Origin of the sequence: Pseudomonas sp. FP215 (assembly GCF_030687795.1) — a bacterium.
In the GTDB taxonomy this organism is placed as follows: Bacteria; Pseudomonadota; Gammaproteobacteria; order Pseudomonadales; family Pseudomonadaceae; genus Aquipseudomonas; species Aquipseudomonas salmasensis.
This window is the reverse complement of record NZ_CP117447.1, coordinates 3523328-3548391: the sequence shown is the minus strand read 5'-3', so window position 1 is coordinate 3548391 and position 25064 is coordinate 3523328. Positions and strand designations below refer to the sequence as shown.

The window sequence follows — 25064 nt, the reverse complement described above, 5'->3', positions numbered from 1 at the left end:
TTATCCCTCCGTACCGGTTTTACGGTGTCGAAGGGCATAACCTGGGTTATGCTCTTGGCTAGAAGTTGCGTTGTGTTCAGCACGCTGTACCCGAATACGGTGTGGAGTGCCGTTTGCGTTCCAACGTTCGGGCCACAGGTCGATTGGCTTGAGGCCGAGCGCACGCGCAATGGCTCGCTCCATTCGTGGATATGCGGTGCGCTTGGCGTTTTTGACGGCAGCGTCTGTAACGTCAAGCTCACGCGCCAATGTGGCGAGTGACGTACCTCTGGTACGAAGTTGGTATTTGATCCATTCCCATCGCTGGGCTGGGTCAAGCGGGATTTCGGTTTTGTTCATGCCTAGCGTCCATTCATAAACACCGGCAAGGGTGTTTTTTTGGGATGTCTAACGTTACCTAGGGCATAAACATAGCCAAATATAACTACGTGGTAAAGCGAAAAATGGCTTTTCGCTTTCCATCTTTGGCTAGATGGTGGTTAATTTTGTCTATCTCTTTGATCTGTAAGGCTTTATCGAGAAAGCGAAATTTCGCTTTGTGCAGGGATGCCGTTTCGGATAGCTCAAGGGAGAAAGCGAAATGAGTGAAGGGCTTGCGGAGCGTATTCGGCAATGCGCCGAGATAGCAGGAAGTGGCGATGAGCTGGCGCGACTTACCGCTATCCCCAGACGCACTCTTGAGTATTACCTCACCGGCCAGAGTGAGCCCAAGGTGGCGCGGTGTGTAGACATCGCTAAGGCGGTCGGTGTCGACATTGGCTGGCTGGCTTCTGGTGAGGGGGAGAAGTTGAAAGGAGCCGCGTCCCAGTCTGTTGCGGAGGACAAGTACGCCTACGTGCCGCTGTACGATGCGCACTGTAGTGCGGGGCACGGCGCTTGGAGCGAAGGGGCCACTGTCCTAACCCAGCTTGCGTTCACGGCGTACTCGCTTCGCAAGCAAGGCCTGGACGCAGCGCGACTGTCCGCAATCCGAGTGGACGGGGATTCGATGGAGGGCCTGCTAAGCGATGGCGATACTGTGATGATTGACCACAGCCGCAGTACGCTTGAGGGAGAGGCTGTCTATGTTATCCGGCTGGATGACCATCTCTATGCGAAGAGGCTCCAGCGGCAGTTCGACGGGTCCATTCACATCATCAGTGAGAACAAGGCCTACCGCGATATGGTTGTCCCCAGGGAGCAGTTGAACGATCTGGAGATAATTGGGCGCGTGGTATGGGCTGGCGGCTGGATTTGACTCGCAAGGTATAATATCAACCTACAGAGGCGGCGTTGACGCCCGGTGCCAAAGGTTCCGCCAAACTGGCACCAGGCCAACGCCTCAACTCAATTTTATCTGTCTATTGCTTCGCGACGCTTTGGCATTGGTTTGAGTAACAGCGCATTCCTCAACCCCTTGCCCCGCCTGGCCTGTCGCACTATCTCCCGCCATATCCCGGTTCATCCCACTGACTTCCTACCAGTGCCATATCTAGAACCTCCCCACACGTCTAGAGGTATCTACACAACTTCGAGGCGACGCTGGATCTGTGGCGAGGGAGCTTGCTCCCGTGACGGCCTGACAGCCGATGCCAATCTACCCTGACACCCCGCGATCAACCTGTGGGAGCGGGCTTGCTCGCGAAGGCGGGCTGGCAGTCAACACAGTTGTATTGTGTACATATCCATTCCTGCGGTAACGGCCACTTAGGGTTCCGCCCTGACGGCGGCTCACTTTTGAAAAGCGCAAAAGTAAGCAAAACGCTCTTGCCCCACCACTCGGCACCTCGCCTAGGCTCGGTGTGCCCGTAATCCGCCAGTGATTTGGGGGGCCGCCGCCACGCGCCATCCATGGCGCGGGGCGGCTAAACCGGCATCCCTGCCGGTTTACCCCCCAAATCCCTGTCGAATTCCGGCCAGCGTGGTTTAACGGGGCGCCTAAGATCAAAAGCAGATCAAGAGCGACTCGCTTCGCATCGTGGTTACCGTCTGCTGTTACAACCCACAAAGTTGTGTAGATACCTATGGTCATCGCAGGCAAGCCAGCTCCCACAGTTTGGACCGCGGGGTCTCAGGTAGATCAGCGCCGGCTGGCAGGCCGTCACGGGAGCAAGCTCCCTCGCCACAGGCCAGCGTCGGGTTATGCGTCTAGCGCTGTGACAACACACTGGCCAGCAACCCCGGGAAGCGGCTCTCCAGCTCGTCACGGCGCAACGAGTTCATATGGGTGGTGCCCACATTGCGCGTGTGCACCAAGCCCGCATCGCGCAATACCCGGAAATGATGGGACATGCTGGACTTGGGCCGCCCCCCGTCCAGTTCGCCACAGGTCGCCTCTGGCACGTTGGCCAGGTAGCGCACGATGTCCAGGCGGACGGGGTCGCTCAAGGCGTACAGCACACGCTCAAGCGTCAATTCCAGCGGGGTAGGGTGTTTGAAGGCTCGCATGGGGCGGATCATAACAGGGGGGTAGCGTTCAATACCATAGTTCGATTACCATCGAACTATCGAATCAATCACCCCTTCCTGGAGCTCCCAATGTCGGCCTTGTTCGAACCGTTCAAACTTAAAGACGTGACCTTGCGCAATCGCATTGCTATTCCACCGATGTGCCAATACATGGCCGACGACGGCATGGTCAACGACTGGCACCACGTGCACCTGGCCGGCATGGCCCGTGGCGGTGCCGGCCTGCTGGTGGTCGAAGCTACTGCGGTCGCCCCAGAAGGGCGCATTACCCCAGGCTGCGCCGGCATCTGGAGCGACGCCCACGCCCAGGCATTCGTGCCCATGGTCAAGGCCATCAAGGCCGCAGGTTCGGTGCCGGGCATTCAGATCGCCCACGCCGGCCGCAAAGCCAGCGCCAATCGCCCCTGGGAAGGTGATGACCACATCCCGGCCTCTGATGCCCGTGGCTGGGAAACCATCGCTCCGTCTGCTATCGCGTTCGGTGCCAACCTGCCCAACGTACCCCGTGCCATGACCCTGGAAGACATCGCCCGCGTGCAGCAGGACTTCGTCGATGCGGCCCGCCGTGCTCGCGATGCCGGCTTTGAATGGATCGAGCTGCACTTCGCCCACGGCTACCTGGGCCAGAGCTTTTTCTCCGAACACTCCAACCAGCGTACCGATGCCTACGGTGGCAGCTTCGACAACCGCAGCCGCTTCCTCCTCGAAACCCTGGCTGCGGTGCGTGAAGTCTGGCCAGAAAACCTGCCGCTCACCGCTCGGTTCGGTGTGATCGAATACGACGGCCGTGATGAGCAGACCCTCACCGAGTCGATCGAACTGGCCCGCCGTTTCAAGGACGGTGGCCTGGACCTGCTGAGCGTCAGCGTCGGCTTTACCATTCCTGACACCAACATTCCGTGGGGCCCAGCTTTCATGGGCCCAATCGCCGAGCGTGTACGTCGTGAAGCCGGTATCCCGGTGACGTCAGCCTGGGGCTTCGGCACACCGCAACTGGCGCAAGGCGCGTTGCAGGCCGGGCACCTGGACTTGGTTTCGGTGGGGCGCGCACATTTGGCCGACCCGCATTGGGCCTACTTTGCCGCCAAGGAGCTGGGCGTGGACAAGTCCTCCTGGACTTTGCCGGCACCTTACGCGCATTGGTTGGAACGCTATCGCTGAGGTAAGCCTGCGCGTTGCATGAGCCACTCGATTGAGTGGCTTTTTTTCGCCTGTTGTTTTTCGCGACCTGCGCGGCGAAAAATAACAAATGAGAACCGATATCAAACGAGAATGCCCTGATATATGATGCGCGGCGAATTCTTGGCAGGTTTGCCGCCCCATCTGGCTCATTCACTAGGTTCTACACCCATGCGTCGTACCCTGATTTCCATCTGTGTGCTCCAGGCGTTTTCCCCCTTCGCGTGGGCAGAGCAGGTGCCTGCCGAGAACGCCAGCATCGAACTGCAAGCCACCAATGTCACCGCCACCGCGGACCTTGAGTCGGCCCAAGGCCCCGTGCAGGGCTACCACGCCACACGCTCAGCCAGTGCGACGCGCACCGACACCTCTATTCATGAAACCCCGCAGTCCATCAGCGTGGTGTCCAAGGACGTGGTCGAAGACCTCGGTGCAACGCGCCTGCAGGATGCCCTCGATTACGCCGGCGGCGTGGGCCGTGCCAACAATTTCGGCGGGCAGGGCCTGACCACCTTTACCGTGCGCGGCTTCACCACCGGTGAGTTCTACCGCAATGGGTTCCCGATCAACCGCGGTTACCCGAACATGCCGGACGCCAACACCATCGAGCGTCTTGAAGTGCTGCGCGGCCCCGCGACCATGCTCTACGGCCGTGGCGACCCGGGCGGTACCTTCAACGTGGTGTCCAAGCAGCCGCTGGCCGAACGCACCGTCACCCTGGGCAGCCAGCTCAATGACCAGGGCATGAAGCGCGGCACCCTGGATGCCTCCGGCCCACTGGACGAGGAAGGCCGCCTGGCCTATCGCCTGAACATGGTGGGCGAGGGCGGCGACACCTTCCGCGATCACGTCGAGACGGAACGCTACGGCGTGACGCCGGTAATCACCTGGCAGGCCACCGATGACACCAAGGTGACCTTCGAAGGCGATTTCCTGCGCAACAACCACCCGCTGGACCGTGGCCTCACGCGCTTCCCCAACCAGCGCGGTACGCCCTCGCATGATACGTTCTGGGGCGACAAGGACGCGGGCAAGCTGCATAACGACAACAACATGGCGCAACTGCGTTTTGAGCATGCGCTGAGCGACAACTGGACCCTGGGCGGCGGTTTCCAGTGGTTGGACGGCAGTTTGAAAGGCAATGCCATCGAAGCCAACGGGCGGGATAGCCTGGGCGCTGACGGCCGCACGCTGCAACGCAACTTCAACTACCGCAAGCTGGAATGGACCGACAAGGACTATCAGCTCAACCTGACCGGGCACTTCTCCACTGGCGGCTTCGATCACACTTTGCTCACCGGTATCGAGTACGAGGATTACGACTACAAATCGATCATCCAGCGTTCAAGCGCCGTTGCGGGTACTTACCCCATCGATATTTTTGATCCGGTGTACGGTCAAACCCGTCCGGCGCTGACCCGTACGCCGACCCATGATAAAGAGAACCTCAAGACCTACGCCGCTTTCGTGCAGGACCAGGTCGCACTCACCGAACGTCTGAAAGTACTGGCCGGTGCGCGCTTTGAGCGTTTCGAGCATGATTACCAGAACTATGTAGGTAAAAGCTGGCAGGCCGCCGACAACGCCGTCACCCCACGCGTGGGTGTGATCTACGACCTCACCGACACCGTCGCGGTCTATGCCGATGCTGCGCGTTCGTTCAAGCCCAACACTGGCGCCAGCCGCGAAGGCGGTGGTTTTGCGCCGGAGAAAGGCAAGTCCTACGAGATGGGCATCAAGTGGGAGGCGCTGGACCGGCAGTTGAGCGTGGATGCGGCGATCTATCAGATCGAGAAGAAGAACGTGCTGACCACCGACCCCGTGGACAATACCTTCAGTGTCGCGGCCGGCCAGGTGCGCAGTCGCGGGTTCGACCTCAATGTGGCAGGCAACCTCACGCCCGAATGGCGCGTGATCGGCGGCTATGCCTACGTAGATGCGGAAGTTACCCGTGATAACACGTTGCGCTCCGGCACACGCTTGATGAACATCCCGCGCAACAGCTTCAGCCTGCTTAACGTCTACGAGTTCCAGGACGGCGCGCTCAAAGGCCTGGGCCTGGGCGTCGGCGGCAAGTACGTCGACCAGCGCGCCGGCCAGACTGCTAACACGGCATTCTCCATGGACGCTTATACCGTGGTCGACTTGCTCGGCTACTACAAGGTCAATGAGCATGTGCGCTTGAACCTGGATGTGAAAAACCTGTTCAACCGCGAGTATGAAGAAGGCGCGTTCGGCAATATCTACGCCTACCCCGGAGCACCGCGCACTGTGCAGGTGGGCATCGCCTACACCCTGTGATGAACAGCGTCGATATGTGGAAGCTGGCTTGCCTGCGATGACCATAGGTATCTACACAACTTAGTGGACTGTAGCAGCGGACGGTAACCACGATGCGAAGCGAGTCGCTCTTGATCTGCTCTTGATCTGCTTTTGATCTTGATCTTAAGCGCCCCGTCAAACCACGCTGGCCGGAATTCGACAGTGATTTGGGGGGTAAACCGGCAGGGATGCCGGTTTAGCCGCCCCGCGCCATGGATGGCGCGTGGCGGCGGCCCCCCAAATCACTGGCGGATTACGGGCACACCGAGCCCAAGCGAGGTGCCGAGTGGTGGGGCAAGAGCGTTTTGCTTACTTTTGCGCTTTTCAAAAGTGAGCCGCCGTCAGGGCGGAACCCTAGGTGGCCGTTACCTAAATAACGGATATATACCCGGTCCAACTGTGTCGCCTGTCAGGCCGCCTTCGCAGGCAAGCCAGCTCCCACATTTGGATCTTGGGAGCGCCAGGTAGATAGGCGCTGACCGTAGGCCGTCACGGGAGCAAGGGGCCCTGCCTCCTATTCACCTGTGAGGTTTGACAGTAGACACTGGCCCTTGATCGAGGGATGTTTGCCCCTAACGTGCCAGTGCAGCAGTCGGCGCTCATTGCTTTTCGAAGCCACGTTTAATAGGGATATTAAAAATGGAACGGGAACTGATCGACGAAGTTGAAGAGCTCGGCGTTTTTCAAGGTAGTTGTCGCGTCCACCGTCGCGCTACGCGATTTTTATTACCACGGTCAGCTCCCTTTCGGGGTTCAGATACACCGTCCCGATAGGGTTCCAGTTGCGTGTCTCTCCTGACCATCGTTCCGGTCTTTTCTCTCTGGCCTGCCGGTATATCGCATCTCGACGAGCCAAGATTTCTCGGTCTTTTCCTTCATGACGTTGAGCCGGTGTTACGAAGCGGATCCGGCTATGACGGTGCACGGTGTTGTACCAGGTCATAAAATTCCTCACCCAGATACGCGCATCATCCAGGCTGGTAAACCCTGCCTGTGGCCACTGCGGGCAGTATTTCAGTGTCCTGAACAGTGATTCCGAGTACGGGTTGTCGTTGCTAACCCGTGGTCGACCGCGAGACGGCGTGATGCCCAGGTCATACATCTTGGTCAGTAACGTCACCGATTTCATTGGTGCACCATTGTCCGAGTGAAGCACCAGCGGCTGGCGCCAACACTTCTCCTGAGTCACGCTTCGTTGCAGCAACGCTGCCGCCTTTTCCCCGCTCTCGGCTTCATAAACTTCCCAGCCCACGGCTTTTCGGCTGTAGATGTCTTCGATCAGATAGAGATAGTAAAATTTCCCGCGAACCGGGGACGGCAGGTAGGTGATGTCCCATGACCACACCTGATTAGCTGAAGTCGCTGCGTAAGTGGTCGGTGCCTCATGGCGATGCGGTCGCTTGGCTCTGGATCGGTGATGCTGCTGACCTGCCGCATGCAGCACACGATAAAAAGTCGCCTCCGAGGCTACATATCTTCCTTCATCGGCCAATTGCGGCACGATCTGGCTTGGCGGGAGGTGCGCGTAAGCTTTGCTGTTGCACAGCGTCACGATGCCTTGTCGCTCAAGCTCACTGAGCGCGTTGTTCGGTATCGGCCTGAGCGTCGTCGTGCGTCCATCTGCCAAGAGTTCTTGCGGCAAGCTCCAGCGTTGCAGCGTCCTCAGTGAAATGCCTACCTCCTGACAAGCAGGCGCCCTGCGGGCGCCCGCCAGAATGGCTTCATTAAGCCAATCAACGAGTAAATACCGTTCTGGCAACAAGGTCAGGTGGCCTCGTCGTCGCTCCCCCAGTAGGCATTGAGCTTTTTTCGTAGTACCAGTAAAGCCGCTGTTTCAGCCAGGGCTGCATCTTTGCGGCGCAACTCACGTTCAAGTTCACGGATACGATTTTTATCATCTCGTGACTGTCCGGAGCTTGCAGTTTTCGCGGTTGACTGTTTCGTGCTGCCGGCAATAAAAGCGTTGCGCCAATCGGTTATTTGCTCGGGAAAAATACCTTTTCGTCGGCAGTACTCACCGATTTCCAGTTCCGATAGCGAACCTGTTTCTATGATGATCGCCAGCTTGGATTCGGCTGACCAATTTTCGGCCGGTTGCTTGGCATCGGACAATTGCGTTCCTCTGGCGGCAGCTTGTTTGCGCCAATAATGGAGAGACATATCGCTACAACCTTCGCGCCGAGCGACCTCCGCCGCCGAGAGGCTCAGGGGCGGAAGCATCATTTTCAGCAGCGCAGCTTTACGTTCTTCTGAATAGAAAGGCATGACCATACTCTTGCCGCCCCCGGAATGCTTTTCAAAAAGCGGGGGACACGACAACTACCCTGACACCGGGGGAGCTGATCAAAAAGACTAACGATGCCGAGCGTCTGTTCACCCGATACGCCACCAAGTGCTACACATCAGCCTTGCAAAAATATGCCAAGGACATCAGCGAAACCTCCTATACCTACCTGCTGGCCGAGCTGGCCGAGGGTTCGTTGAGTTCGGAAATTCTCGGCCGTCCAGGCGCCAATATCAGCCTGGTCAGGATCGAGATAGAGGAGATCATGCTTGAAGCCGATGTGATCAAGAAACTCAAGCGGGCCGAAACCCATTACCTGGAAACCCTGGAATCGGTGCGCAAGTTCGAAGACCTAAAACGCTTCGAAAAAATGCAGGACACGTCCGATATCGTCCGCTCGATAAAACTCGGCGTGTCACGTTTCAATATCCTGTTTGTCATCCTGCTGATCGGCGGGTTGACCTGGGCGGCGATCAATCTGCCTAAAGAGGCGTTGGCGTTGATTTCTGCGGCGATCGGCGGCGCCATCACCCACTTGCTGTCCGAGCGCCAGGCCGTCCTGGCGCTGAAAAAAGAGGGCGATAACACCTGCCCCAGGGCCAACAATAACAATCAGGAATGACGCGGGTTTACAGCGGCGTCAACACATTCATCACCGTGTCCAGCGCCACCCGCGTGTCATCCAGTTGCACCAGCGACGCATGCCGCGCGCCCAGGGCATCGCGGTTCTGGATCGCCGTGAGGATCGCCTTGTGCCGCGGCAGACTCAGGCCCTGGATGTCCGGGCGGCGGTTGGTGATGTTGATCGACTCGCGCAACGGCAGCGAGAGCATGTTGCACATATAGGCCAGCAGGTCGTTGCGGGTGGCGTCGGCAATCGCGCGGTGAAAGTCCAAGTCGGCCTGCAACAGCTCCTCGTGGGTCTTGGCGGTTTCCATGCCCTGGTAGGCATGCTCGATGGTGGCGATGTCTTCATCGGTGGCGGTGGTCGCGGCCATTGCGGCGATTTCCGGTTCGAGGATGCGGCGCACCCCGGCCAGGGTGTTGAAGAACTCGCTGTGGGGCGTGGACTGCATCAACCAGGACAGCACGTCCGGGTCGAGCAGGTGCCATTTCAAGCGTGGCCGTACCACCGCGCCCACCCGTGGTTTGGAATACACCAGGCCCTTGGCGCTGAGCACCCGCGTGGCTTCGCGCAATACCGAGCGGCTGACCTGGTATTCCTCGCACAGCGTGGCTTCCATGGGCAACCGTTCCTCGGGCTTGAAGCGACCGGAAACGATGTGCATGCCCAAGTCCTGAACGATCTGGGCATGCTGGCTCTTGCGCGGCTTGGGCGGCTGGTGATCCATAACGACGGGGAGGCTCTGGCTTAGATTCGCCGCATCATAGCATCCCAATTAGTGGGAATGCCGTGGGACTTCTGCCCCGCGACAGCCCACCAGGAAGTCGAAGTCACAGCCTTGGTCGGCCTGCAGCACATGGTCGATGTACAGCTGGCGATAGCCGCCGACGATGAGGTTCTGCGCGGGCGGCAGGTCGGCCATGCGTGCTGCCAGCTCTGCGTCGGGAATGTCCAGGTGCAGGCGGCCATTGGCGCAATCGAGTTCGATCCAGTCACCTTCCTTCACAGTCGCCAACGGCCCGCCAGCAGCGGCTTCCGGTGCCACGTGCAGCACCACGGTGCCGTAGGCAGTGCCGCTCATGCGCGCATCGGAAATACGCACCATGTCCGTCACGCCCTGGGCCAGCAGCTTGGCGGGCAGGCCCATGTTGCCGACTTCGGCCATGCCGGGGTAGCCCTTGGGGCCGCAGTTTTTCATGACCAGGATCGAGTTGGCATCCACGTCCAGCTCCGGGTCGTTGATGCGTGCCTTGTACATGTCGAAGTTCTCGAACACCACGGCGCGGCCACGGTGCTGCATCAGTTCGGGGCTCGCTGCCGAAGGCTTGAGCACCGCGCCCAGGGGCGCGAGGTTGCCACGCAGCACGCAGATGCCGCCGTCGGCGCGGATCGGGTTGTCCAGGGTGCGGATCACTTCGTCCTGGCCGTAGATCGGTGAATCCTGGGTGTTCTCGCCCAGAGACTTGCCGTTGACGGTCAAGGCGTTGGGGTGCGGGATCAGGTTGGCTTCACCCAGGCGGCGCAGCACAGCGGGCAGGCCACCGGCGTAGTAAAACTCCTCCATCAGAAAGCGCCCGGAGGGTTGCAGGTCGACGATGGTCGGCATGCCGCGGCCGATGCGGGTCCAGTCATCCAGGTCGAGTTCGACGCCGATGCGCCCGGCGATGGCTTTCAAGTGAATCACCGCGTTGGTCGAGCCGCCGATGGCCGCGTTCACGCGGATAGCGTTTTCAAACGCTTCCTTGGTGAGGATTTTCGACAGCTTCAAGTCTTCACGTACCATCTCCACGGCGCGCATGCCCGACATGTGCGCCAGTACATAGCGACGCGCATCCACGGCCGGAATCGCCGCGTTGTGGGGCAGGGAAGTACCCAGTGCTTCGGCCATGCACGCCATGGTAGAAGCCGTGCCCATGGTGTTGCAGGTGCCCGCCGAACGCGACATGCCGCCCTCGGCTGCGAGGAAGTCATCCAGGGTGATGGTGCCGGCCTTCACCTGTTCGCTGAGCTGCCACACCACCGTTCCTGAGCCGATGTCCTGGCCCTTGTGCTTGCCGTTGAGCATCGGCCCGCCGGTGACCACGATGGCCGGCACATCACAACTGGCCGCGCCCATCAGCAGCGCCGGGGTGGTCTTGTCGCAGCCGGTGAGCAGTACCACGCCATCAATCGGATTACCGCGAATGGCTTCTTCCACATCCATGCTCGCCAGGTTGCGGGTGAGCATCGCAGTAGGGCGCAGGTTGGATTCGCCGTTGGAAAACACCGGGAACTCCACCGGGAAGCCACCGGCCTCGATCACGCCACGCTTGACGTGCTCGGCGATCTGGCGGAAGTGCGCGTTGCACGGCGTCAGCTCCGACCAGGTGTTGCAGATGCCGATGATCGGCTTGCCATGGAACTGATGGTCGGCAATGCCTTGGTTCTTCATCCAGCTGCGGTACATGAAACCGTTCTTGTCGGCGGTACCGAACCACTGGGCAGAGCGTAGGCCGGGCTTTTTGTCAGGCATGATCGATTCTCTTATTGTAAGACTATATGTTCTATGCGTGCTTAAACATAAGCTCAAAATCGCTGCTTTGGAAGTGTTGTTTTGTAAATAGTCCTACTATATAGTCTTTCTCAACTGAGGTATGACCCTGGCGGATTTTCGCGAGAGGCGTCCCCCGAGCTTCTATAAAAACAACAATCGGAGATCGACCCCATGAGCCAGGAACTGCGGCTTATTCGGCGCATCACGCTGAAACTGATTCCCTTCCTGATCCTGCTGTACCTGATCGCCTACGTGGACCGTTCCGCCGTGGGCTTCGCCAAGCTGCACATGGGCGCTGACGTGGGCATCGGCGACGCCGCCTATGGCCTCGGTGCCGGGTTGTTCTTCATTGGCTATTTCCTGTTCGAGATTCCCAGCAATCTGATGCTCGACCGCTTCGGCGCACGGCGCTGGTTTGCGCGCATCATGATCACCTGGGGCGCCATCACCATCGGCATGGCGTTCGTGCAGGGGCCACACAGCTTCTATGTGATGCGTTTTCTGTTGGGCGCGGCGGAGGCGGGGTTCTTTCCCGGCGTGCTGTACTACATTACCCAATGGTTTCCCGTGCGCCATCGCGGCAAGATCCTCGGGCTGTTCATCCTCTCCCAACCGATTGCAATGATGATCACCGGCCCTGTGTCCGGCGGTTTGCTCGGCATGGACGGCATCCTCGGCCTGCATGGCTGGCAGTGGCTGTTCATCGTGATCGGCACCCCGGCGATCCTGCTGACCTGGCCGGTGCTGCGCTACCTGCCGGACGGCCCCCAACAGGTCAACTGGATGAGCGAGGAAGAAAAAGCCTGGCTCACCGGCGAGCTGCACAAAGACCTGCAAGCCTACGGCCAGACGCGCCACGGCAACCCCTTGCATGCGCTCAAGGACAAGCGCGTGTTGCTGCTGGCGCTGTTCTACCTGCCGGTGACCCTGAGCATCTACGGCCTGGGCCTGTGGCTGCCCACCCTGATCAAGCAGTTTGGCGGCAGCGACCTCACCACCGGCTTCATCTCCGCGGTGCCCTATATCTTCGGCATCATCGGCCTGTTGATCATCCCGCGCAGTTCCGACCGCTTGAACGACCGTTACGGCCATCTCGCCGTGCTCTATGTGCTGGGCGCCATCGGCCTGTTCTGCAGCGCCTGGCTCACCGTGCCGGTGCTGCAAATGGCCGCGCTGTGCCTGGCGGCATTTGCAATGTTTTCCTGCACCGCCGTGTTCTGGACCCTACCGGGGCGCTTCTTTGCCGGCGCCAGTGCGGCGGCCGGTATTGCCTTGATCAACTCGGTGGGCAACCTCGGCGGCTATATCGGCCCGTTCGTGATCGGTGCGCTCAAGGAGTACACCGGCAACCTGGCCTCAGGCTTGTATTTCTTATCCGGTGTGATGGTGTTCGGCTTGCTGCTGACCCTTGTGGTCTACCGCGTGTTGGAGCGCAAGCACGTGCTGCCCGTCGACCAATTCGCCGCCAGCGCCCGTGGCGCCACACGCACTTAAATCCAGGAGAACCTGCATGCGTTTAGTTCAGTTCGAGTTGAGCAACGGTGAGCGCCGCGTCGGCGTGGTAGAAGGCAACCAAGTACGCGAAGTGCGCGGCGCCCACAGCGTGCGTGAACTGGCGCTGGCCGCCATCGAAGCCGGCGGCAAGTTGCAGCAACAGGTGGAGGCCCTCGGCCTGGGCGCCAGCCATGACTACGCCGCCTTGTTGGCGGACCATAAAATTTTGCCGCCGCTGGACCACCCGGACCCGGCCCACATGCTGATCAGCGGCACCGGCCTTACCCACCTGGGCAGTGCCTCGGCCCGCGACAAGATGCACCAGCAGGCCGGCGACGACAGCGCGATGACCGACACCATGCGCATCTTCAAGTGGGGTGTGGAGGGCGGCAAACCCGCTGCTGGCCAGGCCGGTGTGCAACCGGAGTGGTTCTACAAAGGCGATGGCAGCATCGTCGTGCGCCCGGGCCAGGCCTTCCCGGTGCCGCCGTTCGCCGAAGACGCCGGCGAAGAACCGGAAATCGGCGGCCTCTATGTGATCGGGCATGACCGTAAACCCTATCGCCTGGGTTTTGCGGTGGGCAACGAGTTCTCCGACCATGTGATGGAGCGCAAGAACTACCTGTACCTGGCCCATTCCAAGCTGCGCAGTTGCAGCTATGGCCCTGAGCTGCGCGTGGGCGAACTGCCCCAGCATCTGGCAGGCACCAGCCGCATCCTGCGCAACGGCGAAGTCATCTGGCAGAACGAATTTCTCAGCGGCGAGGCCAATATGTGCCACAGCCTGGAAAACCTCGAATACCACCACTTCAAATACAGCCAGTTCCTCAAGCCGGGCGACGTGCACATTCACTTCTTTGGCACCGCCACCTTGTCATTCGCCGACGGTATACGTACCCAGCCGGGCGACGTGTTCGAGATCAGCCAGGCTGAATTCGGCGCGCCGTTGATCAACGGTATCGGCAGCAGCGATGCGGCATTCGAACCCGGCCAAGTCACCCCCCTTTAAGGAGATCAACATGACCCAGTTCCTCGGCCACAACTACATCGGCGGCCAACGCAGCGCCAACGGCAGCATCAAGCTGCAAAGCATCGACGCCGCCACCGGCGAAGCCTTGCCCCAGGATTTCTACCAGGCCACCGCCCAGGAAGTGGACGCCGCCGCCCAGGCCGCGGCTCAGGCTTACCCGGCCTATCGCGCCTTGAGCGCGGCACGGCGTGCGCAGTTCCTGGATGCAGTGGCCGATGAGCTGGACGCCTTGGGCGATGATTTCGTCGAACTGGTCTGCCGCGAAACCGCCTTGCCGGCCGCACGCATCAAAGGCGAGCGTGGGCGCACCAGCGGTCAGATGCGCCTGTTCGCCACCGTGCTGCGCCGCGGTGACTTCTACGGCGCGCGTATCGACAAGGCCCTGCCTGAGCGCCAGCCGCTGCCGCGCCCAGACCTGCGCCAATACCGCATCGGCCTCGGCCCGGTGGCAGTGTTCGGCGCCAGCAACTTCCCCCTGGCATTTTCCACCGCTGGCGGCGACACCGCTGCCGCGCTGGCCGCCGGTTGCCCGGTGGTGTTCAAGGCCCACAGCGGGCACATGGCGACCGCCGAGCGCGTGGCCGATGCGATCATCCGCGCCGCCGAGGCCACCGAGATGCCGGCCGGCGTGTTCAATATGATTTTTGGCGGCGGCGTCGGTGAGGCGCTGGTCAAGCACCCGGCGATCCAGGCGGTGGGTTTTACCGGTTCGCTCAAAGGCGGCCGCGCCCTGTGCGACATGGCCGCGGCGCGCCCGCAACCGATCCCGGTGTTTGCCGAAATGTCGAGCATCAACCCGGTGATCGTGCTGCCCCAGGCGCTGCACGCCCGCGCCGAAAGCATCGCCCGCGACCTCACCGCCTCGGTGGTACAAGGCTGCGGCCAGTTCTGCACCAACCCAGGCCTGGTGATCGGTATCGCCTCGCCTGGGTTCACCGCGTTCACCCAACAGGTCGCGCAATTGATCGGCGAGCAACCGCCACAAACCATGCTTAATGCCGGCACCCTGGGCAGCTACGGCAAGGGCCTGGAAAAACTCCTCTCTCACCCGGGCATCCAGCATCTGGCGGGCAGCGCGCAATCGGGCAACCAGGCACAACCGCAACTGTTCAAGGCGGATGTACGTCTGTTGATTGACGGTGACGAAGTGCTGCAGGAAGAAGTCTTCGGTCCCACCACGGTGTTCGTTGAAGTGGCGGACCAGGCCCAACTCAGCGCCGCCCTGCAGGGGCTGCACGGGCAGTTGACCGCCACGCTCATCGGCGAACCGGGCGACCTGCAACAGTTCGCCGAACTCACGCCCCTGCTGGAACAGAAAGTCGGGCGCATCCTGCTCAACGGTTACCCCACTGGCGTGGAGGTGTGCGATTCCATGGTTCACGGCGGGCCGTACCCGGCAACTTCGGATGCGCGTGGCACCTCGGTCGGCACCTTGGCCATCGACCGTTTCCTGCGCCCGGTGTGCTTCCAGAACTACCCTGATAGCCTGCTGCCCGACGCGTTGAAAAACGCCAACCCCTTGCGTATTCAGCGCCTGGTAAATGGCACGCCATCGCGCGAATCGCTGTAACTGATCAGGAGGCTTCATGTCGTTGAGCGCAGTCACCCCGCACCGTGCCCGGTTGGGCGAAGGGCCGTTCTGGGATGTACCGACCCAGGCCTTGTATTGGGTGGATATCGCCGCCTGCCAGGCACTGCGCCTGATGGGTGGGCAGTTGCAGGTGTGGCAATTGCCCGAGCACGTCTCGGCTTTCATCCCCTGTGAACGCGGCGATGCGCTGGTGACCTTGAGCAGCGGCGTGTATCGCCTGGACCTGGCCACCGAAGCCTTGACCCTGCTGTGCGTAGCCGACCCGCAAGCGGGCAACCGTGGCAATGAAGCACGCTGCGATGCCCAGGGCCGGCTGTGGTTGGGCACCATGCAGAACAACATTGGCGAGCAGGGTGAAGACCTGCCGATTACCCGGCGTTCCGGTGGCTTGTTTCGCATTGATGCTGATGCAACGGTCACGCGGTTGCTCAACGGCTTGGGCATTCCCAACACCTTGCTCTGGAACGAGGAGGGCAGCCAGGTGCACTTTGGCGACAGTATGGACGGCACGCTCTATCAGCATTCGATCCAGGCTGACGGCCAACTCGGCGCCGCCCAGGCCTGGTTCGGGCCGCACACACGCGGCGGGCCGGATGGTTCGGCCATGGACGCCGAGGGCTTTATCTGGAATGCGCGCTGGGACGGCAGTTGCCTGCTGCGGCTAACGCCCTCAGGTGCGGTGGATCGCATTATCGAACTGCCGGTCAGCCGCCCCACCAGTTGCGTGTTTGGTGGGCCCGAGCTCACCACGTTGTATATCACCAGTGCTGCGAGTCCCTTGAATCATCCCCTTGACGGTGCGGTATTGGCCATTGAGGTGGACGTGCCAGGCAAGCCCTGTCACCGCTTCGCCGGATAACCTGTAGGAGCGGGCTTGCCCGCGAAAAACGTCAACGATAACGCGTTCATGCTGGATGAACGCGTCGCCCTCGGGGTTTTCGCGAGCAAGCTCGCTCCTACAAAGTTCTACTTAAAACAACAACAAGGAGTCACCCGTATGAATCGTCGTCGTGGTTTGCGTTCCCTGTGCTGCGCCGCTGTGGCGGTCTCGGCCATGAGCTTGAGCGGCCTGTTGCTGGCCGCTGAAGAAGTGAAGATCGGTTTTTTGGTCAAGCAGGCCGAAGAGCCCTGGTTCCAGACTGAATGGGCGTTTGCGGAAAAAGCCGCCCAGGACAAAGGCTTCAAACTCATCAAGATCGCGGTGCCCGACGGCGAGAAAACCCTCTCGGCCATTGACAGCCTGGCCGCCAACGGCGCCAAAGGCTTCGTGATCTGCCCGCCGGACGTGTCCCTGGGCCCGGCCATTGTCGCCAAGGCCAAGGCCAACGGCTTGAAAGTGATGGCCGTGGATGATCGCTTTGTCGATGCCAAGGGCAACTTCATGGAAGACGTGCCGTACCTGGGCATGGCCGCATTTGAAGTGGGCCAGAAGCAGGGCGCCGCCATGGCCGCCGAAGCGAAAAAACGCGGTTGGGACTGGAAGGACACCTATGTGGTGATCAACACTTTCAACGAACTCGACACCGGCAAGAAACGCACCGATGGCTCGATCAAGTCGCTGGAAGAGGCTGGCATTCCTAAAGATCACATCCTCACCGCCCCACTGAAAACCCTCGACGTGCCCGGCAGCATGGACGCCACCAACTCGGCGCTGGTCAAACTGCCAGGTAGCGCGAAAAACCTGATCATCGGCGGCATGAACGACAACACCGTGCTCGGCGGCGTGCGCGCCACCGAAAGTGCCGGTTTCGCCGCAGCCAACGTGATCGGTATCGGCATCAATGGCACCGACGCCATCGGCGAATTGAAGAAAGCCAACAGCGGCTTCTTCGGCTCGATGCTGCCCAGCCCGCACATTGAAGGCTACAAAACCGCCGAGATGATGTACGAGTGGGTCACCAAGGGCACCGAGCCGCCGAAATACACGGCCATGGACGAAGTGACGCTGATCACACGCGAAAACTTCCAGGCGGAACTGACCAAGATCGGGCTGTGGAAATGACCGCTGCGGCCCTGCGGTTTGACGGCATCGGCAAGACCTTTCCCGGGGTCAAGGCGTTGGATGGCATCTGCTTCACCGCCCACCCGGGGCAGGTGCACGCGCTGATGGGCGAGAACGGCGCGGGCAAATCGACCCTGCTGAAGATCCTCGGCGGCGCCTACATTCCGTCCAGCGGTACGGTACAGATCGGCGCGCAAACCATGGCCTTCAAATGCGCCGCCGACAGCATCGCCAGCGGTGTGGCGGTGATTCACCAAGAGCTGCACCTGGTGCCGGAAATGAGCGTGGCCGAGAACCTGTTCCTCGGGCATTTGCCCACGCGCTTTGGCGTGGTCAACCGGGGCCTGCTGCGCAAGCAGGCCCTGGCCTGCCTCAAGGGCCTGGCCGATGAAATCGACCCCGACGAGAAACTGGGGCGCCTGTCCCTGGGCCAGCGTCAGCTGGTGGAAATCGCCAAGGCGCTGTCTCGTGGCGCCAACGTGATTGCCTTTGATGAACCCACCAGCAGTTTATCGGCGCGGGAAATCGACCGCTTGATGGCGATCATCGCGCGCCTGCGCGACGAGGGCAAAGTGGTGCTCTATGTGTCGCACCGTATGGAAGAGGTGTTCCGTATTTGCGATGCGGTGACGGTGTTCAAGGACGGCCGCTATGTGCGCACGTTCGAGGACATGAGCACGCTGACCCACGATCAACTGGTGACCTGCATGGTCGGTCGCGATATCCAGGATATCTACGATTACCGAGCGCGTGAGCAGGGCGAGGTGGCGCTCAAGGTGGACGGCTTGCTCGGCCCGGGCCTGCGTGAGCCGATCAGTTTCCAGGTGCGCAAGGGCGAGATCCTCGGTCTGTTCGGGCTGGTGGGGGCGGGGCGTACCGAGCTGTTTCGCCTGCTCAGCGGGTTAGAGCGCGCCAGTGCCGGCAGCCTGGAACTCTGTGGTGAGCCGTTGCAGTTGCGCTCACCCCGCGACGCCATCGCCGCCGGCGTATTGCTGTGTCCGGAGGACCGCAAGAAAGAGGGCATCATCCCGCTGGGCAGCGTCGCCGAAAACATCAACATCAGCGCCCGTGGCGCTCATTCCACCTTCGGCTGGCTGTTGCGCGAAGGCTGGGAGAAAGGTAACGCCGACCGACAGATCCAGGCGATGCGGGTCAAAACGCCGAACGCGGCGCAGAAGATCATGTACCTGTCCGGCGGCAACCAACAGAAAGCCATCCTTGGCCGCTGGCTGTCGATGCCGATGAAGGTGTTGCTGCTCGACGAACCCACTCGCGGTATCGACATCGGCGCCAAGTCAGAGATCTACCAGATCATCCATAACCTGGCGGCCAGTGGCATTGCAGTAATCGTGGTGTCCAGCGATCTGATGGAGGTGATGGGCATCTCTGACCGCATCCTGGTGCTGTGCGAAGGCGCCCTGCGCGGCGAACAACGGCGCGAGCACGCGACTGAATCCAACCTGCTGCAACTGGCCTTGCCACGCGGCCTGGCGAACTGAGAGACGACCATGACCATTCAAAACAACGCGCTGCCCTCGGCACGCAAACCCCTCGATATACGCGCATTGCTCGATAACTGGGCGATGCTCTTGGCGGCGGTGGGCATCTTCGTACTGTGCGCGCTGCTGATCGATAACTTCCTCTCACCGCTCAACATGCGCGGCCTGGGCCTGGCTATTTCCACTGTGGGCATCGCCGCGTGCACCATGTTGTTCTGCCTGGCTTCAGGGCACTTCGACCTGTCGGTAGGCTCGGTGATCGCCTGCGCCGGGGTGGTTGCGGCGATTGTGATGCGCGATACCGACAGCGTGATGCTGGGCATTGGCGCAGCGCTGCTGATGGGCCTGATGGTGGGGCTGATCAACGGCATCGTGATCGCCAAGCTGCGGGTGAATGCCTTGATCACCACGTTGGCGACCATGCAGATCGTGCGCGGCCTGGCTTATATCTTTGCCGACGGCAAAGCGGTGGGTGTGTCCCAGGAGCAATTCTTTGTGTTCGGCAACGGGCAACTGTTCGGCGTGCCGGTGCCGATCCTGATCACCATCGTGTGCTTCCTGTTCTTCGGCTGGCTGCTCAACTACACCACCTATGGGCGCAACACCATGGCCATCGGCGGTAACCCGGAAGCGGCGCTGCTGGCGGGGGTGAACGTAGATCGCACCAAGATCCTGATTTTCGCCGTACACGGTTTGATCGGCGCATTGGCCGGGGTGATCCTCGCGTCACGCATGACCTCTGGCCAGCCGATGATCGGCCAGGGTTTCGAGCTGACGGTGATCTCGGCGTGTGTGCTGGGTGGGGTGTCGCTGAGCGGCGGCATCGGCATGATCCGTCATGTGATTGCCGGGGTGTTGATTCTGGCGATCATCGAGAATGCGATGAACCTGAAGAACATCGATACCTTCTACCAGTATGTGATCCGCGGTTCGATCCTGCTGTTGGCCGTGGTCATCGACCGCATGAAACAACGCTGAACCCAGGCCCTGTGAAAAACCAATGTGGGAGCTGGCTTGCCTGCGATAGCGGTGGCACAGGCTACGCAAGTGTTGCCTGAACCACCGCTATCGCAGGCAAGCCAGCTCCCACAATTTAATCAGCGGTGAACTTGAAAATAGTGTGTTGGCTGTAAGTCTGCCCTGGATTCAAACGCGTTGAGGCAAAGCTCGGCTGGTTAGGCGCATCCGGAAAGTGCTGGGTCTCCAAGGTAAACCCACTCCAATGCTGATACGTCTTGCCGCCTTTGCCCTTCACCGAACCGTCCAGGAAGTTGCTGGTATAGAACTGTACGCCAGGCTCTGTGGTGTAGAGCTGCAAACGCCGCCCTGATTCAGGATCATGCACCTCGGCGGCCAGTTGCTTGACGTCCCCTTTGGTATCCAGCGCCCAGTTGAAGTCGAAGCCACCTTGCTTGGGCTCGGCGAATTTGAGCTGCGGATGGTCGTCTTTGATGTGCTGGCCGATAGGTGTGGGCTTCAGGAAGTCCATCGGCGTGCCCTTGACCGGCGCCAATTCACCGGTGGGAATCAAGGTGGCATTCACTGGTGTGTAGTGGCTGGCGTGCAAGGTGGCGACCTGCTTGAGAATGTCGCCGTTGCCCGCGCCGGCCAGGTTGAAATAGCTGTGGTTGGTGAGGTTGAGTACCGTCGGTTTGTCGGTGGTGGCTGTGTAGTCGATGTGCAGTTCGTTGTTGTCGTTGAGGCGGTAGGTGACCTCGGTTTTCAAGTTGCCCGGAAAGCCCATTTCCCCGTCCTTGGACAGGTAGGTGAGGGTGACGCCCACCGAGTCTTTGTCCTTGACCGATTTGGCTTGCCACACCTGCTTGTCGAAGCCCTGGGCGCCGCCATGCAGCGAATTGGGGCCATCGTTGAGCGGCACCTGGTAGCGTTTGCCGTCGAGTTCGAAGGCGCCGCCGGCCAGGCGGTTGCCGAAGCGGCCAATGGTCGCGCCGAAAAACGCGGTACCGCCTTGATAGCCTTGCACGTCGTCGAAGCCCAGCACCACGTCGTCGAGCTTGCCGTGTTTGTCTGGCACTTTTAGCGACTGCAGCACGCCGCCGTAGGTGATCACCGTGGCTTGCATGCCATGGCTGTTGCGCAACACGTACTGTTCGACGGCGGTGCCATCGTTGGTTTTGCCGAAGGGTTTGTGTTCGCTGCTAAGGCCGGCAGCGTGCGCGCCGCCGCTGGCGATAAGCATGGACAGCGCGAGGCCGGACAGCAGGTATCGAGGGTGCTTCATGGTCGAACTTCCTTTTGTTGTTTTGCTGGAATAGTTCTACTAATTTGAGATATTTTGTCGATATGACAGCAGATTTATAGCCTTTAACGCCGTTCTTGCAAAATAAAATAAGACTAATTAAGCGGAGCACTGATTGTTATGACTACCCAGCAAGCGATTTATCCCGACCTCAAGGACAAAACCGTGCTGGTTTCCGGCGGGGCTTCGGGGATTGGCGAGTTCATGGTGCGGGCCTTCGCCGCGCAGGGCGCCAAGGTGGCGTTTGTGGACCGTGCACAGAGCCAGGGTGAACGCCTGGCGGCGCTGCTGAACTCCAAAGGGCAGCGTGTCGAGTTCGAGTGCTGCGATATCACCGACGAGATCGGTTACCGCGCCGCGATCGGGCGCTTCGAGCATTCCCTGGGGCCGATTACGGTACTGGTCAACAATGCAGCGAACGATGTGCGCCACAGCCTGGAAGAAATCGACTCGCACATGTTCGACCAGCTGATTGCGGTCAACCTCAAGCACGCCTTCTTTGCCGCCAAGGCGGTGGTGCCCATGATGAAACAGGCCGGTGGTGGCTCGATCATCAACCTGGGCTCGGTGGGCTGGATGATGGCCTCTGCCGGCTACCCCGTGTACGCCGCCAGCAAAGCTGCCGCCCACGGCATGACCCGAGCCCTGGCGCGGGAACTGGGGCCCAACCATATCCGCGTTAACACCTTGGTGCCGGGTTGGGTGATGACCGAAAAACAACTGGCCATGTGGGTCGACGACGCCGCCAAGGACCTCATCGCCCGCAGCCAGTGCCTGCCCGGCAGCGTGATGCCGGAACACATCGCCAACATGGCGCTGTTTTTGGCCTCGGATGCCTCGGCGATGTGCTCGGCGCAGAACTTTATCGTTGACGGCGGCTGGGTATAGCGACGCGAAAGGAGCCCTTGGTAGGAGCGAGCTTGCTCGCGAAAAACGTCAACGATAACGCGGGCCTTCTGAATGAACGCGGCGCCTGTGAGTTTCTCGCGAGCAAGCTCGCTCCTACACATTAGGGCGAGTTCATTCGATGGGGTAACGCTTGAACGCCGGGTGCTGCTCCAGGCGTTCAGCATGGCGCTTGAGGTGGGGGAACGCATCGGCCTTCACCACCGAGGCCACGATGAGCTGGCTGAACGACCACGCGACCGCTGCGGTAATCGACGCCTGGGTCAGCGCCTGACTGTCTGCCAGTTGCTTGTCCAGCAGATGATAAGCCGCCAGCAATTGCCCGGTAACGCGCTTCCAGCATTCCGACCAGTTTCATGCAGCCTCCATTGCTTACAGGGTGTTGGGCTCAAGAGATTACGGGCGCGGGCCGGGCGTGCGCAACGGCGTTGTGCAGCAGCCGATACGCTTGCACCAATTGATCGAGGCTGAACGCCAGGTTGCGCCCGCTGGGGTTGGGCAGCACCCAGACCGAGGCGTCGCCCAGTGGCTGCGCTTGCAAACCCCAGGCGACCTCGCGCTGGCCGGTCAGTGCGCTATAGCCGGGCTTGCCGAGGAACGCGACGAAGCGCGGGGCATGGCGGCGGATCTTGTGTTCGAACGCCGCCGCCGCGTCCTGGAATTCATGCCGCGCCAACTCGCCTGCACTGGCCGTGGGGCGCTCCACCAAGGTGGTCAATCCGCAACCGTAGTGCAGCAAGGTGGGGCCGTCTTGCGGGCGAATCTCATGGGGCGTGAAACCGGCCAGATGCACCGTACGCCAGAAGCGATTGCTGCGATTGGCAAAATGCAGGCCGAGGGCTGCCGAGCCCTTGCCAGGGTTGATGCCGCAGAACAGTACGTGCAAGTGGTCGGCGAGGAGGTCGTCGAGTCGCTCGTTCATGCCGGATCTTCCATGCTGATAGGTGTGACGAGTCATCAACCTTTGGTTTAGTCTGGAACGCTTAGTGGATCACAAGCGCCTCTGGAGCATTGATTATGACCGAGTACGTACCTGCCAAAGTCTGGACCTGGGACACCGAAAGCGGCGGCACCTTCGCCAGTATCAACCGGCCCATCGCCGGCGCCACCCACGAAAAGCCACTGCCGGTGGGCAAGCACCCGCTGCAGTTATACTCCCTGGCCACGCCCAATGGGCAGAAGGTCACGATCCTGCTGGAAGAACTGCTGGCCCTGGGGCACAGCGGCGCCGAATACGATGCCTGGCTGATCAAGATCGGCGACGGCGACCAGTTCGGCAGTGGCTTTGTGGCGGTGAACCCGAACTCGAAGATTCCGGCGCTGATGGACCACAGCGGCGCCACGCCGATTCGCGTGTTCGAATCAGGCACGATTTTGCAGTACCTGGCCGAGAAGTTCGGTGCGTTCCTGCCCACGGAGCCCGCCGCACGGGCTGAATGCCTGTCGTGGTTGTTCTGGCAGATGGGCAGCGCGCCTTACCTGGGCGGCGGCTTCGGGCATTTCTATGCCTATGCGCCGAGCAAGATGGAATACCCGATCAACCGCTTTGCCATGGAGACCAAGCGCCAACTGGATGTGCTGGATAAGCGCCTGGCGGTCAGCCAATACATTGCCGGGGATGACTACACCATTGCCGATATCGCGATATGGCCTTGGTACGGTGGGTTGGTCAAAGGCCGTTTGTATGGTGCGGCGGAGTTTTTGTCGGTGCATGAATACAAGCATGTGATGCGCTGGGCGGATGCGATTGATGCGCGGCCGGCGGTGCAGCGTGGGCGGCGGGTGAACCGGGTGTCGGGGGATGATCAGTTGCCCGAGCGGCATGATGCAAGTGACCTGGATTGATACGATAACCCGGTAGGAGCGAGCTTGCTCGCGAAAAACGTCAACGATAACGCGTGCTTCCTGAATGAGCGCGGCGTCTGGGCGTTCTTCGCGAGCAAGCTCGCTCCTACAAAGCTGCGTTATTTGTAGCGCTGCTCAAACACCGCCACCTGTTCAGGTGTGATCAGTTCAAATGGCACCCACACCTGTGCGTCAACTTGCTCGCCCTTGATCATCCGCACCGCCGCTTGCACGGCCTGGGCAGCCTGGGCCTTGGGGTCTTGGAACACTGAGCCCGCCAACAACCCGCGCTTGATCGCCGCCAGTCCATCGGGCAAACCGTCGATGCCGACAATCGCAATCTCGCCCTTGGCCTTGCCTGCTTGCTGCAAGGCCATGGCCGCGCCAATCGCCATTTCATCGTTGTTGGCGACAATGGTATTGAACGCGGTGCCGGCCAGCAACCAGTTGCTGGTCAGGTCCATGCCTTTGCTGCGCTGCCATTCGGCGCTTTGCTGCTCGACGATCTTGATTCCGGGGAAGTCCTTGAGCACTTGTTTGACCCCCTCGGTGCGGGCATGGGTGGCGTTCTGTGCAAGGTCGCCCATGATGATCGCCACATTGCCCTTGCCGCCCAGTTTTTGGGCGAGGTAGCGCATCTGCAATTGCCCCGCTTCGATGTCGTTGGAGGCCACCGTGACCACGCCCTCAGGCAGCGTAGGCTCATCCGGATGGCGATTGACGTACACCAGCGGCGTCTTCGCCGCCACGGCGGCGCGGGTGATGTTGGCGGTGGCGGCGGTGTCGACCGGCAGTACGATCACCGCATCGACTTTCTGGTTGAGAAAGCCTTCGACCTGATTGAGCTGGCGCACCACATCGCCCTGGGCGTCTTCGAATTGGATCTGCACGTCCTGGTGTTTGGCTGCCGCCTCCAGGCCGGTGCGCACATAGGTCATGAAATTATCGTCCACCCGGGCAATGCTCACGCCGATGCGATAGGCGGCGAAGGACCACTGGCTGAACATCAACAACAGCGCGGCCACTAGTAATGAATAACGGTGCAT

General features: G+C 60.6%; 21 protein-coding genes and 1 pseudogene. 13 read left to right on the top strand and 9 right to left on the bottom strand.

Annotated elements, in window-relative coordinates:
- On the bottom strand, positions 1-339 hold the full coding sequence (locus PSH76_RS15825; RefSeq protein WP_104911949.1) for a helix-turn-helix domain-containing protein: 339 nt from the start codon (positions 337-339) through the stop codon (positions 1-3).
- 241 nt (positions 340-580) lie between these two features.
- On the opposite strand from PSH76_RS15825, the gene PSH76_RS15820 reads away from it, so the two are divergent.
- The gene (locus tag PSH76_RS15820) at positions 581-1237 is read left to right on the top strand and encodes a helix-turn-helix transcriptional regulator (protein ID WP_104911950.1); all 657 of its coding nucleotides are present in this window, start codon (positions 581-583) and stop codon (positions 1235-1237) included.
- Between the two features lie 890 nt (positions 1238-2127).
- Here the strand turns inward: PSH76_RS15820 and PSH76_RS15815 are convergent.
- Entirely contained in the window at positions 2128-2427 is a 300-nt protein-coding gene (locus PSH76_RS15815) for a helix-turn-helix transcriptional regulator (RefSeq protein WP_050516211.1), read from the bottom strand.
- A 90-nt stretch (positions 2428-2517) separates the two neighbouring features.
- Between PSH76_RS15815 and PSH76_RS15810 the strand changes: the two genes are divergently transcribed.
- Positions 2518-3609 carry an NADH:flavin oxidoreductase/NADH oxidase gene (locus PSH76_RS15810; RefSeq protein ID WP_138763184.1) on the top strand — a complete coding sequence of 364 codons (1092 nt, stop codon included), beginning with the start codon at positions 2518-2520 and terminating at the stop codon, positions 3607-3609.
- Between the two features lie 189 nt (positions 3610-3798).
- Complete coding sequence (locus PSH76_RS15805) at positions 3799-5928, top strand: TonB-dependent siderophore receptor (protein WP_305492537.1); 2130 nt, start codon at positions 3799-3801, stop codon at positions 5926-5928.
- Between the two features lie 733 nt (positions 5929-6661).
- Here PSH76_RS15805 and PSH76_RS15800 read toward each other — a convergent pair.
- Positions 6662-8214, bottom strand: a protein-coding gene (locus tag PSH76_RS15800; RefSeq protein WP_193791350.1) for an IS3 family transposase whose coding sequence is annotated in 2 segments (ribosomal slippage) — positions 6662-7752 and positions 7752-8214 — 1554 coding nt in all. Because the reading frame shifts where the segments join, the coding sequence is not laid out codon by codon here.
- 143 nt (positions 8215-8357) lie between these two features.
- Here PSH76_RS15800 and PSH76_RS15795 point away from each other — a divergent pair.
- A complete protein-coding gene (locus tag PSH76_RS15795) occupies positions 8358-8855 on the top strand; it encodes a hypothetical protein (protein ID WP_305492536.1) in 498 nt (165 codons plus the stop codon).
- A gap of 7 nt (positions 8856-8862) precedes the next feature.
- Here PSH76_RS15795 and PSH76_RS15790 read toward each other — a convergent pair whose 3' ends face one another.
- On the bottom strand, positions 8863-9585 hold the full coding sequence (locus PSH76_RS15790; RefSeq protein WP_003190551.1) for a FadR/GntR family transcriptional regulator: 723 nt from the start codon (positions 9583-9585) through the stop codon (positions 8863-8865).
- 48 nt (positions 9586-9633) lie between these two features.
- Positions 9634-11370, bottom strand: coding sequence for an IlvD/Edd family dehydratase (locus PSH76_RS15785; RefSeq protein WP_019817288.1), 1737 nt, complete (start codon positions 11368-11370; stop codon positions 9634-9636).
- Positions 11371-11562: 192 nt separating this feature from the next.
- Between PSH76_RS15785 and PSH76_RS15780 the strand changes: the two genes are divergently transcribed.
- From PSH76_RS15780 to araH, 7 genes are all read left to right on the top strand, one after another.
- Entirely contained in the window at positions 11563-12885 is a 1323-nt protein-coding gene (locus PSH76_RS15780) for an MFS transporter (RefSeq protein WP_098951935.1), read from the top strand.
- A 16-nt stretch (positions 12886-12901) separates the two neighbouring features.
- On the top strand, positions 12902-13894 hold the full coding sequence (araD1, locus tag PSH76_RS15775) for an AraD1 family protein (protein WP_098951934.1): 993 nt from the start codon (positions 12902-12904) through the stop codon (positions 13892-13894).
- Positions 13895-13904: 10 nt separating this feature from the next.
- A complete protein-coding gene (locus PSH76_RS15770) occupies positions 13905-15485 on the top strand; it encodes an aldehyde dehydrogenase (NADP(+)) (RefSeq protein WP_305492535.1) in 1581 nt (526 codons plus the stop codon).
- A 16-nt stretch (positions 15486-15501) separates the two neighbouring features.
- Complete coding sequence (locus tag PSH76_RS15765) at positions 15502-16365, top strand: SMP-30/gluconolactonase/LRE family protein (protein WP_305492534.1); 864 nt, start codon at positions 15502-15504, stop codon at positions 16363-16365.
- Positions 16366-16503: 138 nt separating this feature from the next.
- Positions 16504-17508, top strand: coding sequence for a substrate-binding domain-containing protein (locus PSH76_RS15760; RefSeq protein WP_161906974.1), 1005 nt, complete (start codon positions 16504-16506; stop codon positions 17506-17508).
- Positions 17505-19007, top strand: a complete 1503-nt coding sequence (gene araG / locus PSH76_RS15755; protein ID WP_305492533.1) for an L-arabinose ABC transporter ATP-binding protein AraG — start codon at positions 17505-17507, stop codon at positions 19005-19007. Before PSH76_RS15760 ends, araG begins: the two co-directional genes overlap by 4 nt.
- 9 nt (positions 19008-19016) lie before the next feature.
- Positions 19017-19985, top strand: coding sequence for an L-arabinose ABC transporter permease AraH (gene araH / locus PSH76_RS15750; RefSeq protein ID WP_032892292.1), 969 nt, complete (start codon positions 19017-19019; stop codon positions 19983-19985).
- Between the two features lie 115 nt (positions 19986-20100).
- Here araH and PSH76_RS15745 read toward each other — a convergent pair whose 3' ends face one another.
- On the bottom strand, positions 20101-21249 hold the full coding sequence (locus tag PSH76_RS15745) for an aldose epimerase family protein (protein WP_056784203.1): 1149 nt from the start codon (positions 21247-21249) through the stop codon (positions 20101-20103).
- Between the two features lie 138 nt (positions 21250-21387).
- Between PSH76_RS15745 and PSH76_RS15740 the strand changes: the two genes are divergently transcribed.
- Entirely contained in the window at positions 21388-22155 is a 768-nt protein-coding gene (locus PSH76_RS15740) for an SDR family NAD(P)-dependent oxidoreductase (protein ID WP_044272356.1), read from the top strand.
- Between the two features lie 132 nt (positions 22156-22287).
- Here the strand turns inward: PSH76_RS15740 and PSH76_RS15735 are convergent.
- Together PSH76_RS15735 and mug are read right to left on the bottom strand one after the other, a co-directional pair.
- Positions 22288-22509: pseudogene (locus PSH76_RS15735) on the bottom strand (glutathione S-transferase); the annotation flags it as partial.
- 52 nt (positions 22510-22561) lie between these two features.
- On the bottom strand, positions 22562-23095 hold the full coding sequence (gene mug, locus PSH76_RS15730) for a G/U mismatch-specific DNA glycosylase (protein WP_305492532.1): 534 nt from the start codon (positions 23093-23095) through the stop codon (positions 22562-22564).
- A 95-nt stretch (positions 23096-23190) separates the two neighbouring features.
- Here mug and yghU point away from each other — a divergent pair, with 95 nt between their 5' ends.
- Positions 23191-24018: a glutathione-dependent disulfide-bond oxidoreductase gene (yghU, locus tag PSH76_RS15725; RefSeq protein WP_305492531.1), complete on the top strand. Its 828-nt coding sequence runs from the start codon at positions 23191-23193 to the stop codon at positions 24016-24018.
- Positions 24019-24137: 119 nt separating this feature from the next.
- Here the strand turns inward: yghU and PSH76_RS15720 are convergent, their stop codons facing one another.
- A complete protein-coding gene (locus PSH76_RS15720) occupies positions 24138-25064 on the bottom strand; it encodes a sugar ABC transporter substrate-binding protein (protein WP_305492530.1) in 927 nt (308 codons plus the stop codon).